Origin of the sequence: Dorea sp. AM13-35, from assembly GCF_003473885.1 — a bacterium.
GTDB lineage: Bacteria > Bacillota > Clostridia > Lachnospirales > Lachnospiraceae > Dorea_D > Dorea_D hominis.
This window is the reverse complement of record NZ_QUCZ01000011.1, coordinates 1-15,134: the sequence shown is the minus strand read 5'-3', so window position 1 is coordinate 15,134 and position 15,134 is coordinate 1. Positions and strand designations below refer to the sequence as shown.

Below are 15,134 nucleotides of genomic sequence, written 5' to 3'. Positions count from 1 at the left end.
TCGTGCAGCCGGGGTGTTAGCGGTACCTTGTACCTACAATCCGCTATAGTAGGGGTGATATTGCGCAGAGGGCATTTTTCTTTCGGAGCTGCCCTTAATAAGTGGCGTTGATGACTGGGTCTTACGCGACGGGAATCTGTGAACCGTGTCAGGTCGGGAACGAAGCAGCACTAAGCAGAACCTCCCGGGTGCCGTAAGGCAGCCTGGTCTGAGTTAACTGTTAAGGTAACGTCCGGGAGAAAGTGTTCGAAGCGCAATGCACGTTTTTTATTTCTTGTTTTTATTTTCTCCCTGTTTTTTCAATTTCTTGGTTTCTCTTAGTTCTCTGAAAAAATCTTTCATCATCTGACTGCATTCTTCTTCTAAAACTCCTGTTTCCAGCTCAACTTGATGATTAAATTCCGGCATCTGCAAAAGATTCAAAATAGATCCGGCACATCCGGCTTTTGGATTCATACAGCCGACCACGACCCTGTCAATCCTTGACTGCACCAGTGCACCGGCGCACATCTGACAAGGTTCCAGTGTCACATACATCGTACAACCTTCCAGCCGCCAGTCATCTAATTTCTTACTCGCTTTTTTAATCGCCGCCAACTCTGCATGAGCCAGTGTATTCTTATCAATCGTCCGGCGATTATATCCCCTGCTGATGATCTTCCCGTCCCGGACAATTACACAACCAATCGGTACTTCCCCGATCGCATATGCTTTATTTGCCTGTCTGATTGCCTCTTTCATGTATTTTGCATCTGTATCTGTCATCTTCCGCTGTCCTTTTTCTTTATTTTCTGACACGCCTGCACCAGTATCCAAATCGCTCTTCTTCACTGTCTGCTGCCTGCGCTTCTTTTTTGTCTATGTTATCATCTACAATTGTTTCTGCAGTTTTATTTATATTTTCATCTATATTATTGTCAAATGCCAGTTCCTCTGCCATAACAAATTTCCCAAATCCGAAAACGCCTGCTGCCTGCGCTTCTTTCTCATGATACACTCCCGGTACTCCCAGATAACAGCCATCCTCTTCTTCCAGGAAAAGTAAATGCCCGTAATTATAATAGCCATGTAATAGAAAGCGGTTATTCGCTAATTTCCATTCGCACCGCGGCAGCCTTGCGATCTCCCGTCTTGTGATTCGGTGTGCATTACATTTTTCCATGTGCTCTGTGGCTGCTTCAGATGCGGATATCTCCGGGGAAAAATCGGTTTCTGTTTCTGAACTTATTTTCTCCGATGGCTTTATGTCTTTACCTGAAGCATGATCTGAAGTCAGTACCGGTTCATCTTCTATACCATCTTTTGTATCTAAATTAAGACTGGGCTCTGTATTCGACTTTTCTTTTTTAGATATACTTTCACTTTCCTCACCCAGCCACAAGCGCTCCGGCACCACCGGCATGTCATTCCACAATGCCGCATAATAATTATTTCCTTCTTTCATAAGGAGTACGCCGCACACAGTATGGCCTTTCATTTCATAACAAAAGCGATAATTAACAGCAGGGTTGATATTTCCAATCTCACCCTGCCTAATTCCAACGTAGCCTCTGTCTTCTTCACAAAGCAGGTACAGGAACAATGTCCGTTCACTTCCGAGGCGCAGTCCCTTTCCGTGAATGTGTACCATTCCTCTTGCTCCGCTTTGTTCCACTTTTACAAAACCTACATTCCTTATTCTTTTTCCCTGATCGTATTCATACAGATATCGGATAAATTGCTTCACCATTCCACATCCTGTCTGGTTTATTTATCACAATCTATTCCATGTCCTGTTAAAAAATACCACTCCACGGCCAATCCATTGCTTTGAGTTCTTGATACAGCTGTTTGGCGTAGCTGTCTGTCATTCCACAAATATAATCAGTCACCAGAAGCAGTCTTAAATACAGCCGTTCAATATCTGATTTTCCTTCTGCCTGCAAATGATACGCACTTTTATAATTGCTCGATATAAAAGAAACCATACGCACATCCAGCGATTCTAACTTCTCCGGCTCATCGTCATAGCTGATGATCGCATGCATGAACTTGTCCATCAGGAAATCCAGAACAGCCTCTTCTGCAACTTCCATCCGGTAGATCACATCGGACGTAAACACTTCCCGGTATGCCAGCTCTCCGAGCATGTCCATTAATTTCTCCGCTTCTGTATGATAAAACAGATCATGCGGATATTTTCCTGCCATAATCTGATCATAATTAGAAGTAAATCCATAAGTTGCCTGACCGATGAGAAATCCCTGCACACATATGATCCAGTTCTTAATCGCATACGCTTCCGGATGTGCGACATTTTTTTCTTTCCCACGTAAATACAACTCTTCCAGTACATCTGCCGGGGAAAATGTCTCTGTCTGCTCCGATTTCGTTAATCCTTGCACTTCTTTCAGCTCTTCCAGCAATGTATGGTAACTGATAAATTTCTTAATAAACGCATCTTCAATATCTGCTGTCTTGTACGCGATATCATCTGCCGCTTCCAATATATATGTCAGCGGATGACGGTTACCGTTTGTTCCGGTTTCTTTTTCAATCTCCCGGAAAATCTCCTCATCCGCATAATAATATCCCATTTTTTTCTTCTTAATATCTTCTGAATGAGGATCCATCTGATGGGACGGCACAGGATACTTTACAATTGTATTCAATAACGCATATGTCAGGTTCATTCCATGCTCATCCACCAGAAAGTGTAATTTCGTTACCAGTCTGAGTGCCTGCGCATTTCCTTCAAAATGATACAGATCTGCAAGCATCTGTTCATTCAGAAGCTGATCGACCGGGCGTCCGTGAAATTCGATCTTTGAAAGATTTCTTTCAAACCACTCTCTTATCGCAACCTCACCGTAATGACCAAACGGCGGATTGCCAATGTCATGGATCAATCCGGCACACTGCAAAATATTACAGATATCTTCCTTCATGTGCGGTTTGAAGCCCTCATCCTTTTTATATAACAGAATATTTTCCGCAATATTCTGTCCCAACGACCTGGCAATCGAAGATACTTCCATAGAGTGTGTCAGCCTTGTCCGTATAAAATCGCTCTTGTCCAGTGGGAACACCTGCGTCTTATCCTGCAAACGGCGGAAAGAAGCGCTTCCGATAATTCTGTGATAATCTTTTTCAAATTCACTTCTCAGATCCGTATTGCCATCCGTCCTGCGGCCGGATCCGGACTCTCTGCTTCGCTTTGTCGATAATAGCTGTTCCCATTTCATATATCTTCACGCTTTCTAATCGAGGTAAATCGGTGAAACATAATCATCACCAAGTTCTACTTTCTTTCGTTCCTGCTCACCAAGAAATGCCCACTCTGTCATATCCTGCCATTTGTGATCTTTGCGGCTGTAAACCTGTACATAACCGATACGTTTCGGATGCATCCGCACACTGTTGGACTCATATTCACGACCGGTATATGGATTCATCTCACCAATGGATAAATCCTCTGTCTCTTCTTCCTGCTCGTTCTCTTTCGCAACAGCTTCCTCAAATGCTTCTGCAAATTCCTCTTCTACCGGTGATACTTCTGCTTCTGGTTCTGTAAATTCTTCACCGAGTTCTTCCTTATATTCTTCTTCCGGTTCTGTTATTTCCGGTTCCGGCACTGATTCCTGTTTAGGCGACTGTTCCTGTTCCGGTTGCTGTTTCTGTTCTTCCACTTCCGCCTGCTTTACGCCTTCTGCTTCCTTGTCTGCATGTTTGCCAGTCATTCTCTGGAAATAATCCTTCCAGCTGTGGTGTTTCTTTTTCTTCACCGGTTCTTCTGATTTTGCTGTCGGTTCTTCATCTTCCGCTGTTGACTCTGGCTCTTCCGGCTCCGATGTTGTCTCTTCTGCTTCTCCTGTTGTGACCTCTGAAACTTCTTCCCGGTTCTCCTCTTCAAATGTTTCCCGGATCAGTTCCTCTGTCTCTCGGAAATCATCATATTCCTCTACAAGTTCTTCCACAGGCTCTTCTACAGGCTCTTCGTAGATTTCTTCCGTTACTTCTTCCACCGGTTCTTCTTCATAGACTTCCTCCACGATCTCTTCTGTCGGCTCTTCGTAGATTTCTTCCGTTAGTTCTTCCACCGGTTCTTCTTCATAAAATCTCTCTTCCGTTGGTTCTTCGTAGACTTCCTCTTCCGGCTCTTCGTAAACTTCTTTCGTTGGTTCTTCGTAGACTTCCTCTTCCGGCTCTTCGTAAACTTCTTCTACTGTCTCTTCTACAATCTCTTTTTCCGACTCTGCTGCCACTTCCTGTATATGTTCCATGCTGTCATTTTCAGCAGCTGTATCCTCTCCCAGAATATTCAATTGAAAAGGACAGCCTAATATACTCGCGATCGCTCGCATATCCTGCTCTTGAAAATTATCGCGATTCAGTCTCTGCGTCATATTCTGACGGGACATCTTCTTTCCCGTCTGCTCTTCAATGAGCTTTGCAAGCTCTTTGATCGTCATACCTTTTCTCTTTAAGATAATCTTGACTTGCTCTCCAAATGTCAAATCCAGCATAGCTTATCCTCCTTATTCTATTCCATAAAAGCTCCCCATATTTACCTTATTTATTCTATCAAATACATAAACGAGCGTCAACTTGCACACAGCTATAATACGGAAAACATATCATGCCGATTTTTGCATCAAAACAGACTTTTCTCTTAATATAAAAATGCATACCTAAATAAAGACGGATACCAATTCGTTCATTGATATCCGCCTTTATTCTGATTGTTCTTCCATCTTCATTACCTTCTACCTTTTGGTGGCCCGTACCTTCCTTTCTTAGTATCGTTGTCCTCCTGCGTTACACCTCGGACACTTTCAATTGTATAATTGAAATCATATAACAAATGAATTATTTACAGCTCGCGTCTGTCATATAATTTCGATTTGTTATTTTGTGATTACATTATAGCCTTATATTATATATTTGTCAATATATTTTTTGTATTTATTTTCATTTTCAGATTATTCGAGGGCATCAGACGCTGTCCAGTGTAGGATCTTCTATCTCTTCCAGCTCCACAATATCTCCCAGCGGAATTTCCATCCCGTCTTTTAATACCAGGTGATTTGTCTCAGAATTTATCCTTTTAAATATTCCTGTTGCGATTTTGTAATCTCCGCCATCTTTTTCTTTGTCTGCGACAAAATATTCACACCTGATATAAATCTCCCCTTCACTCTGGCAAATATGATCTAAGGCATAATCCAGTTCTTCCCGGTAACCTTCATCCTGTATAATCTTATGCTTTGTCAACCGGCGTTCCTCCTGCAATTCTTCTTTATGACCGGTCAGGGCTGCAAATGGTGCAAACTGTGCTGCTCTTGCTTCCAGCGACATGCGGGGATGCTTCCTGGATGTTGGATGTGGAAGATCTATGATATCTTTATACTTTTTTTCTGCACTCTCAAATTTTCCATACACGCTCATGCTTTGTGTCCTCCAATCTGGCTGTTTCGCTCCACTGCCGTCGCGCCTTCCTGCAGATTCATGCCTTTTAAGATTGCATTTTTCCCATATTTTTTCTTAATATCCAGCACTGCCTTCTGCATTTTCTTTTCCCGTTCCAGCTCTTCCTGCTCCTGTTGCTTCTTCTGCGGTTCATCCGGATCATTATCAAATAGCGAAAGCTGTTCAAAGCCGTTCTTTTCCTGCGCCGCAGATTCCGACACTACATGATTCGCTGTGATTGTAATACGTCTGACTAGAAGTTCCGGATCTACGATCCGGTCATATAATTCCAATACCGCTTCCATAATTTTTTTCGTTGAAGATGTCCACTTTTCTAAATTTGCCGTACCATGAGCATGCTTTGGCACTTTGCGTCCATAACGATCCGTCGCTACTTCACCTTTAAATTGACTTTTTCCTTTTTGATTCGCCAGATTCTCCCTGTCAAAACCAATCGTCAGGACAATCTGATCTGTCACCAGCTGCTTTTCCACCAGATCCAGAACTAACTGGTCTGTCATTTCCTTTACAACAAGTTTTGCCTGTTTCCCGGAATAAGGACAATGCAATACCTGTCCGGCGCCCATACTGTTCTGCTCCGGCTGATAAGATTTCACAAAATCCATCGTACATGGCTCATAACCCCACGCATGATCAATCAATAATTCTGCATTCACGCCAAACATCTTGTATAAAAGTTCTTCATTATAATATTCATTTTCTTTTCCAATGGAACACCTCGCAATATCTCCCATCGTGTAGAGCCCTGCAGCTTCTAATTTCTGTGCATATCCATGACCTACCCGCCAAAAATCCATAAGTGGTCTGTGATCCCACAATATTTTCCGGTAAGATCTTTCATTTAATGATGCAATTCTCACACCGTTTGCGTTCGGCTCGATATGTTTCGCCACAATGTCCATTGCCACTTTGCACAAATACAGATTCGTCCCAATCCCTGCCGTAGCCGTAATTCCGGTTTCTTTCAGTATATTCTGTATGATCTTCTCTGCCAGTTTCTTCGCCGTTAATCCATACGTTTTCAAATAATGTGTCACATCCAGAAATACTTCATCAATCGAATATACATGCATGTCTTCCGGTGCGATATATTTCAGATATATACCGTAAATCCGGCGGCTGTAATCCATATAAAGCGCCATCCTCGGAACAGCAATAATGTATTGTAATTCCAGTTCCGGATGCTGCTTTAACTCTTCCATATTATAGGAATCTCCGGTAAACTTTCTTCCCGGAGCCAGACTTTTTCGCTTCCTGTTTATTTCGCTGACTTTTTGTACTACTTCAAATAAACGTGGTCTTCCCGGAATTCCACATTTTTTTAAAGAAGGAGAGACTGCAAGACAGATTGTTTTCTCTGTACGACTTGGATCCGCAACAACCAGATTCGTTGTCATCGGATCTAAATCACGTTCCTGACATTCCACAGATGCATAAAATGATTTTAAATCAATCGCTATATAAGTGTGTTCCATCTCGCATTCTCCCTCTTTCTTAAATCAGAACATATGTTCGTCTTATTATAATCTATTTTTCATATTTCGTCAAATATCTGAACCTACCGGATCTGCCACCGGTAACTTCCTCGTCGCTATAATCGAACAGGCTAACTCCTGTTCGATTCGTATACCATCTCGCTTGGCAGCTCGCTGATTAACGGTCGTCAAATGTTGCTATGCAAGCATAGCACATTTTCCTCGTCGCCATAACAAAAAGTATACTCTCCACCGGAAAGTATACTTTCATTATCTATCATATCTTAAGATCTCATACACATACTACTTCTTCAGTTCTCTTACCAATGCATCCACGCCGATCTTCACATTTTCCGGCGATGTAGCCAGATTCATACGGATAAATGTGCCAAATCTGCTACCACCGAACCAGTCACCAAAATCAACTGCCAGATGACATCTTTTCTGCACAACTTCTTTGACTTTTTCTGCCGGAACATATGCGCCCAGATCGATCCAGCACAAATATGTTCCCTCCAACGGCGAGACTACTACATCCGGAAGTTCTTTTTCAAATGTTTCTCTGACATATGCTTCATTTTCACAGATCTGTGCTTTCACACTTTCCAACCAGGAAGCTCCTGTCCGGTATGCCGCCTCTGCCGCGATATATCCAAACGGATTACCACTTCTGACACGGATTCCATCTACAAATGTATCCCATTTCTTCCGGAGCTTATCATCTGGAATGATCACAATGGAATTCTGTCCGCCGGCAAGGTTAAATGTCTTCGACGGCGCTGTGATTGCTACCATCATATCTGCATACTCGCCAACAGATAAAGACGGTACATGCGGATGTTCACTGAAGATCAGATCATGATGAATTTCGTCCGAAATCACATATACCTGATGCTTTCTGCAGATTTCAAATAATGTCTTTAACTCCTCTTTTTTCCATACACGTCCTGCCGGATTGTGCGGTGAACACAGAATAAATATTTTCACCTGATTCTCTACAATTTTCTTCTCAAAGTCTTCATAATCTATATGATATTTTCCGTCTTCGTTGATCAGATCTGAACAGATCAGCTTCCGGTTATTATTTTTCACTGCATGCAGGAACGGATAATATACCGGCGTATTGACGATCACTGCATCCCCCGGCTCTGACAGAATCTGCACAAACCAGTGAAATGCCGCAACCACACCAGGTGAAAATCGCATCCATTTCTTCTCTATCGTAAATCCGTGCTGCTCCTTTTCCCATTTTATAAATGCTTCATAATAGGACTCCGGTATTTTATAATATCCAAATACTCCCTGCTCTACATATTCTTTCAGGGCATCCACCACCCCCTGCGGCACGCGGAAATCCATATCTGCCACCCACATTGCATGTAAGCCTTCCTCGCCAAACATGCCTGTCTGACCATCCCATTTGTTACAGTTTGTATTTTTACGATCTACATATACAAGTTCTTCCATACCATATACCATCCATTTCTTTTGTACTTGCATTTACAATGCTAACGTCATTATAGCACGATTTTTTCTGTTCCCCTATCCCCCAATATATCCTATCATCTTTTTACACAAATCATGCTGCAGAGTTTCTAAAATGTGCGCTTCATATTAATGAAAAAATTTACGCAAAAAGGCCCTAAAGTCTTTCTTGCATGAGTAAACTCATACAGAATTTAACCTTAGGGTCCCTTCTATCATTATCTCAATTTATCCGCAAAGCTGCTGCCGTCACCGGTATAATCAATCTGGAACAACTCACCGATCGTAGCTGCAATATCTGCATACGTGTCCCTCGTTCCAATGTTGATTCCCCGTTTCCATGCCTTGCTGTATCCAAGAAGCGGCACAGCCTCTCGTGTATGATCTGTTCCCTTGTATCCCGGATCACATCCGTGATCTGCAGTAATAAAGAGCACATCATCATCCCGCATATTTGCAAGAAATGTTCCGAGTGCTTCATCAAATTCATTCAACGCATTTGTATAACCCGGAATATCTCTGCGGTGTCCATACATCATATCAAAATCAACCAGGTTGATATAGCAAAGTCCGTCAAAATCTTTTTTCTGGATTTCGAATACTTTCTCCATATTTTTTGCATTTCCATGATTCGGTGTTGTCTCAGTCAGTCCCTGACCTGCAAAAATATCATAAATCTTTCCGACACCGATCACATCTTTTCCTGCTGCCTTTAACTGATCCAGAATCGTCGGTTTCGGAGGCACCAGTGAAAAATCATGTCTGCGGTCTGTTCTTGTAAAGTTCGGATACTCACCGACAAATGGTCTCGCAATAACTCTCGCTACTGCATGATCTCCCATCAAAATCTTTCTTGCAATCTTACAGTATTCATATAATGTCTCAATCGGTACGACTTCCTCATGGGCTGCAATCTGAAATACACTGTCCGCAGAAGTATACACGATCAGCGCGCCTGTCTCCATGTGCTCTTTTCCATAGTCACGGATTACATCCGTTCCGGAATATGGCTTATTACAAAGCACTTTCCGTCCAGTCTGCTTCTCAAATTCTGCCAGCACCTCCTCCGGAAATCCATCCGGGTAAACCGGGAACGGTTTTGGTGAGATCACACCTGCCATCTCCCAGTGACCGATGGTTGTATCCTTCCCCTGGGAACTCTCATACAGTCTTCCATAGCAGCCTTCCGCTGCCTGATCCTGATTTCCATATCCCATATCATCAATATGATAAATGCCAAGTTTCTCCATATTCGGAATGTTCAATTTTCCTGAATCATAACAGGTCTTCCAGGTATTACTTCCTTCATCTCCAAACTGCGCCGCATCTGGTGCTTTTCCGATTCCTGCGCTGTCCAGTACGATCCAAAATGCTCTCATCCCGGTCCCTTCTTTCTTCTTACTATTGATTCGCTTTCTTATAAGCGACAAAATCTTCTGGGTTTAAAAATGCTTCTTTATATCCAAGTTCGTAACAAAGCTGCATGGTGTATGGCTGCTCCAAATATGCCTTCTCAAGAATATCCTTTTCCTTGAACACGCTTTTCACATCTCCGTCCAGCAGTGCATCTCCTTTTGCAAATACGATTGCCCGGTCAAATGTTTCCGCAACGAAATCCATATCATGCAAAATAGAAATCACAATCTTATGCTGTCTCTGTAATTCCTTCATGATAGCCTGAATTCTCTTCTTGCCCATGTAATCCTGTGCGATCGTCGGCTCATCAAAAATAACTACCTTTGTATCCATCGCAACGATCGCTGCGATCGATACCATCTTACGCTCAGAGAGTCCCAGATCATACGGATTAATCTTCTCTGTTCCCTTTAAGCCTACCATATCCAATGCTTTTAACGCAACTTCTTTTGCTTTATCTTTGCTCATGCCGATCTGCATCGGTCCGAACATTACTTCATCCAAAACTGTATTTTTGAAAATCTGGTCATTCGGATTCTGGAAAATAAGTCCAATATCTTTTGCTAGGGTTGCAACTGTCTGTTTGGAAATATCCTGCCCGTTAAATAAAATCTGTCCTTCTGTCGGACGCAAAAGTCCTTTTAATAATTTTACAAATGTTGTCTTTCCGGCACCGTTCTGTCCGATAATCGCAGTGGAGCGTTCATCAATCGTCAGATTCAGTCCCTTCAGGATCTCTTCTCCTGCATTGTATGAGAAATGCAGATTTTTTATCTCGATCGTATTCATAATGTCCTCCATTTCCACTACTTACATGCCAGCAGTTTGTGTGCTTCGTCCAAAGTTACCGGATAATAATCTGTTCCCGGAACACGAAGTCCCAGATCTTTGCAGATTCTTGTATAAACCGGTGCAACTACACCATGTTCATCCAGATCTTCTCTTGCGAAGATTTCCTGTGGTGTGTCAAATGCAACCAACTTACCGCCATCTAATAACATAATTCTGTCGCTGTAAGCTGCAATTTTTTCAATCTTATGCTCTACCATGATGACTGTAATACCTTTTTCACTCAGCTTGGCAACTGCTTTAAATACTTCCTCGCTTCCCTGTGGATCGAGCTGTGAAGTTGGCTCATCTAATACAATAATTTCCGGATTCATCGCGATGATACTTGCGATCGCCATTCTCTGCATCTGTCCACCGGAAAGATCAAACGGAGCACGGTCTCTGTATTTTGCAATATCAAGAAGTTCCAGCGCATCATCGATTCTCTTCTTCATTTCGTTTCTTGGAATACCAAAGTTTTCCAGTCCGAAAGCAATTTCTTCATATACCGTCAATTTTGAACCTGTTACCTGATTAAATGGATTCTGGAACACCATTCCAACTTTCTGGCAAAGTTCGTCTACTTCCACATTGCGTACTTCAATATCATCAATAAAAACTTTTCCGCCGTAAGCGCCACGGTAAAAGTTTGGCACCAGTCCGATAAGGGACTGGCAAAATGTACTTTTCCCTGATCCGTTACGTCCGATCACGCCGATAAATTCTCCCGGCTTAATATCGCAGGTGATTCCATCCAGTGCAAGTTCTTTCGTATCCGGATATCTGTATTTTAAATTTTCAATTTTAATCTCAGCCATTGTCTGTCTCTGTCCTTTCTGCGTATTTTATGCAAACATCATCACAAGTTTCCATACTACAGATGCCACTGTGGCAATTAATAAAATCCAGTAAATCGGACGGCTTGCAGCATTTGCATGGAATACATTCAAAAATGATTTCTTTTCTTTTGAGTTAAATCCACGAACTTCCAGCGCGATCGCACGCTCTTTTGTATCAATAAAAGAACTCATGATCACAGGAGAAATCAACGGAATAAATGCCTTCATTCGGATTAATAGACTTCCCTCAGTTTCCATACCACGGCTTCTCTGCGCATCTGTGATTGTAGACATACGCTCTGTCATCTGCGGAATCAACTGGAACAGGGATACAAATACATATCCGATTCTCGGTGAAAATCCGCGGCTTACCATACTCTCAATAATATCAGAAGGTTTTGTTGTCAGAACGAGTACACAGAAAGCAAAAATAATATTTAACACATTAATTGCAATATCTGCCGCAAATATTAAACCTTCTTTATAAAATGCAACCGGTCCAAGATCCAGTACTACAGTCTCGTTACCTGCACGGAACAATCCCTGAATAATAATTACAGTGATCAATACAAATCCAGATACTGCAAGGATTGGCAGTGTTCTGCGGATTACTTTTGACTGGGTAAGAAGTAAAATACTTAAAACAATAAATCCGATACTGATCAGTTTATTTCCCAGCATTGCCGGAATTACAAGTGCTGCAATAATGTAAAAAGCCTTGCATCCCGGAGTCAGTCCATTTAAAAAGGACTGTTTATCTTCATACAAACTCAAACTTTTCATGATTAGCCTCCATTCTCTTTTCTGTCCTGCCTAGTCCAGGCTCTCGATTCTGTGATTGCTCTGATACAGGGACATCAGACTCTTCGGAAGTCCTTTGAAAAGAGCTGCTACCAACAGAAGTACTACAATTTTATCCGGGATATCTACAATGATCTCATCGATCGTAGATGCCTGCCACAGAGGGAAATGTTTGGCAACTGCTGCCGCATATGCCAGGTCTCCCCAGAGGTTACCGGTTGTTCCTCCCCAGAAAATAATATTTAACGGGGTAGAAATCACAACTGCCGCTGCACCACCAAATATACCTGTAAGCAACGTACCCTTTAAACTCTTAAGTGCTCCGTAATATGCCATCAGCCCTACTACGATTCCGATTCCTGCCTGCGAAAATGCATAGACAGTAGAGATCGGATCCATAGTTACACCATAAATAATATTGTTAATTGCTCCGGAAATCGCTCCGACAACCGGCCCTGCCAATGCTGCTGCAAGACAGGTTCCGATGGAATCCAGCCATAATGGCAGTTTTAACATTCCTGCAAATAATTTCCCAATATAATTGATACCTACTGCCGCCGGGATCAATACAAGTGATGCCGTATTGATTTTCAGCGACCATGGGCTGTTATTATTTTTATTTTTCATTTTTCTGCCTCCGTCCTTTGTGTCTCAGTTTTTTCATAGCTTACTTGACACTACCTTTGTATCTTTCGCTCTCTTAATTCTTCTTGTCCATACGAACGATTGTTTCCAGTGCAGCAATGATTTCATGCTCTTCGCCAACTGCTGCTGCGTTGTCCGCATCTACATAATTATTAATCTCTTCTTCCAGATTTCCTTCATACAGGCTGACTGTATTTAAAATAGAAGCTGTCTTAACACCTCTTAAACCGCCAATGATAAATAAAGCGGCTGTTTCCATATCTGCACCAAGGATTCCTTTGCCTGACCAGTAGTGATCGATCTCATCCTCACGGTCTGTGTAGAAACTATCATGACTTCTTCCACGTCCTACATGGTAAGCATATCCGAGATCCTTCGTTGCTTCGATCAGATTCATCAGTACTCCTGTATCTGGAATTGCCGGATAAATCTCTTCGATATAAGCTTTGGAAGCTCCCTCATCACGGACAGCTCCGTTAATGAGGATCAGATCTCCCATATTGATCTCCGGTTGTAATGCTCCACAGCTTCCGATACGAATCATAACTTCAACACCGATATTATGAAGCTCCTCTACTGTAATTCCTGTAGACGCTCCTCCCATTCCGGTAGAAACTGCCATCACCTTTACACCTTTATAATATCCGCTGATACTCTTCATCTCACGGTTAAATGCGATCTCTTTCACATCTGTTAAATGCTCTTTGATACGGTCTACTCTCGCCGGATCTCCCGGAAGAATCGCATATTTTGCCGCATCTTCCTCGCTGCATCTGATATGTGGCTGTAATGTACTCATAGTTCTCAATCCTTTCTTAATATATCTTCCAAAGACTGTTGATCGCAGATTGATATTTTCCCTTTCTCGAGTTCAATAAATCCCTGTTCTCTTAACTGTTTTAATACCCGGTTGACACTTCTTGTTGTCACCGCCATCTGCTGACTTAAAACTTCTGAAGAAATCATGACAAATTTTGCATCCATTTCCATATTACGAAGCAGATACTGACAAATTCTCTGCTTTAATGTATATAGTGTATTTTCTCCCATATTCAGACACATCCGGTATGAATTATCACACAGTGTACGAATCATATATTCATTAAAATTCTTATCTGTCCGGATCCATTGTAAAAAGAACGTTCGATCCAGTTCCAGAATCCGTACTTTTCCACGCGACTGTATCCGGCTGATGTAACCTGTCTGTTTGAAGATTTCCAGTTCGCCAATATAATCGCCTTTCATATATGTGCAAAGAAGATAACGTTTTCCATGCGCTGACTCTACATAGATATCTACATACCCGGAAGCGATGATATAAAATCTGTTATGAATCTCACCCTGGTTCAGTACAAACTGGTCTGCCTCATAATCCTTTACTTCAAAACGTCTCAAAATCTCATATGGGCACTGACGCAACATCTGAAATATTTCTCTGTCTTTTTCCAAAAGTTCTACTAGTTTTTCTAAATTTTGATCCATTTTAGTCTTCCTTCCTCACTGCAGTTTATTGGCATCAAAGAATGAAATGGATATTTCCTTATTTCCATTTCCTATTATAAAAAAATAGCGCAAAAATGTGTAGGAATTATGTCCGGCAGTTTTACTCTGTTAAAATAAAATCAAATTATTTCTGCCATGAATTCGGGACATTTGTCCTTTTGTGCTTTTATACTTTTATACTTTCGCAAACATTATTTATAGCACGCCCTTTTAAATTTACTCATTTACGTAACTATTGTCACTTCAAACGAATCCTTTTTTCTTAAAAAGTTATATACGATAATGGGAAAATTTCAACGAAAAATCTTAGAAAATCTCGTGTAAATATATTTGAAAACAAGAACATTGCTCTTATCTGCCGAATCTGCCATTGAGTGTTTCTACACTACAGTTTCTATAACACAATATCTTACAATATAGTAAAAACCTGTAAAGCTTATGCCTTACAGGTTTACAAACTCCCCGAGTTGGGCTCGAACCAACGACCCTTCGGTTAACAGCCGAATGCTCTACCACTGAGCTATCGAGGAATACTTATATAGTATAAACCCATGCAATATATTTTGCAAGGGGTTATAACAAATTTTTTATATACCTTCAAAACTGCATACAAGAAATACTCTTCATCCTTTACCTATCACCTTGCTTGGTCATGCCCTCGACCGATTAGTAT

The 15,134-nt window shown here is 41.7% G+C and carries 14 protein-coding genes, 1 tRNA gene and 1 other RNA gene; 1 reads left to right on the top strand and 15 read right to left on the bottom strand.

Going from position 1 to position 15,134, the window contains the following annotated elements; genetic code table 11:
• Positions 1-264: signal recognition particle sRNA large type (gene ffs, locus DW152_RS11845), an RNA gene on the top strand.
• A gap of 3 nt (positions 265-267) precedes the next feature.
• Here ffs and tadA read toward each other — a convergent pair.
• The 15 genes from tadA to DW152_RS11770 form a co-directional block, all read right to left on the bottom strand.
• Complete coding sequence (tadA, locus tag DW152_RS11840; RefSeq protein WP_118288737.1) at positions 268-765, bottom strand: tRNA adenosine(34) deaminase TadA; 498 nt, start codon at positions 763-765, stop codon at positions 268-270.
• A 19-nt stretch (positions 766-784) separates the two neighbouring features.
• The gene (locus DW152_RS11835) at positions 785-1,729 is read right to left on the bottom strand and encodes a DUF6128 domain-containing protein (RefSeq protein ID WP_118288706.1); all 945 of its coding nucleotides are present in this window, start codon (positions 1,727-1,729) and stop codon (positions 785-787) included.
• 46 nt (positions 1,730-1,775) lie between these two features.
• The gene (locus DW152_RS11830) at positions 1,776-3,224 is read right to left on the bottom strand and encodes a deoxyguanosinetriphosphate triphosphohydrolase (protein ID WP_118288705.1); all 1,449 of its coding nucleotides are present in this window, start codon (positions 3,222-3,224) and stop codon (positions 1,776-1,778) included.
• 15 nt (positions 3,225-3,239) lie between these two features.
• Complete coding sequence (locus DW152_RS11825; RefSeq protein ID WP_118288704.1) at positions 3,240-4,505, bottom strand: hypothetical protein; 1,266 nt, start codon at positions 4,503-4,505, stop codon at positions 3,240-3,242.
• Positions 4,506-4,974: 469 nt separating this feature from the next.
• Positions 4,975-5,427 carry a hypothetical protein gene (locus DW152_RS11820; protein ID WP_118288703.1) on the bottom strand — a complete coding sequence of 151 codons (453 nt, stop codon included), beginning with the start codon at positions 5,425-5,427 and terminating at the stop codon, positions 4,975-4,977.
• Positions 5,424-6,944, bottom strand: coding sequence for a Y-family DNA polymerase (locus DW152_RS11815; protein ID WP_118288702.1), 1,521 nt, complete (start codon positions 6,942-6,944; stop codon positions 5,424-5,426). The genes DW152_RS11820 and DW152_RS11815 overlap by 4 nt, the downstream gene beginning before the upstream one ends.
• A gap of 303 nt (positions 6,945-7,247) precedes the next feature.
• A complete protein-coding gene (locus DW152_RS11810; protein ID WP_118288736.1) occupies positions 7,248-8,411 on the bottom strand; it encodes a MalY/PatB family protein in 1,164 nt (387 codons plus the stop codon).
• A 236-nt stretch (positions 8,412-8,647) separates the two neighbouring features.
• Positions 8,648-9,808, bottom strand: a complete 1,161-nt coding sequence (locus DW152_RS11805; protein WP_118288701.1) for a phosphopentomutase — start codon at positions 9,806-9,808, stop codon at positions 8,648-8,650.
• A 22-nt stretch (positions 9,809-9,830) separates the two neighbouring features.
• Positions 9,831-10,634 carry an energy-coupling factor ABC transporter ATP-binding protein gene (locus DW152_RS11800; protein ID WP_117538293.1) on the bottom strand — a complete coding sequence of 268 codons (804 nt, stop codon included), beginning with the start codon at positions 10,632-10,634 and terminating at the stop codon, positions 9,831-9,833.
• A gap of 17 nt (positions 10,635-10,651) precedes the next feature.
• A complete protein-coding gene (locus tag DW152_RS11795; RefSeq protein WP_118288700.1) occupies positions 10,652-11,491 on the bottom strand; it encodes an energy-coupling factor ABC transporter ATP-binding protein in 840 nt (279 codons plus the stop codon).
• A 27-nt stretch (positions 11,492-11,518) separates the two neighbouring features.
• Positions 11,519-12,295, bottom strand: a complete 777-nt coding sequence (locus DW152_RS11790) for an energy-coupling factor transporter transmembrane component T family protein (RefSeq protein ID WP_117538291.1) — start codon at positions 12,293-12,295, stop codon at positions 11,519-11,521.
• 30 nt (positions 12,296-12,325) lie between these two features.
• Complete coding sequence (locus DW152_RS11785) at positions 12,326-12,940, bottom strand: ECF transporter S component (protein WP_117538290.1); 615 nt, start codon at positions 12,938-12,940, stop codon at positions 12,326-12,328.
• A 73-nt stretch (positions 12,941-13,013) separates the two neighbouring features.
• A complete protein-coding gene (locus tag DW152_RS11780; RefSeq protein ID WP_021860256.1) occupies positions 13,014-13,757 on the bottom strand; it encodes a nucleoside phosphorylase in 744 nt (247 codons plus the stop codon).
• Between the two features lie 5 nt (positions 13,758-13,762).
• Positions 13,763-14,440, bottom strand: a complete 678-nt coding sequence (locus DW152_RS11775) for a Crp/Fnr family transcriptional regulator (protein ID WP_118288699.1) — start codon at positions 14,438-14,440, stop codon at positions 13,763-13,765.
• A 479-nt stretch (positions 14,441-14,919) separates the two neighbouring features.
• Positions 14,920-14,991: transfer RNA gene (locus tag DW152_RS11770), tRNA-Asn, on the bottom strand.
• Positions 14,992-15,134: the final 143 nt, after the last annotated feature.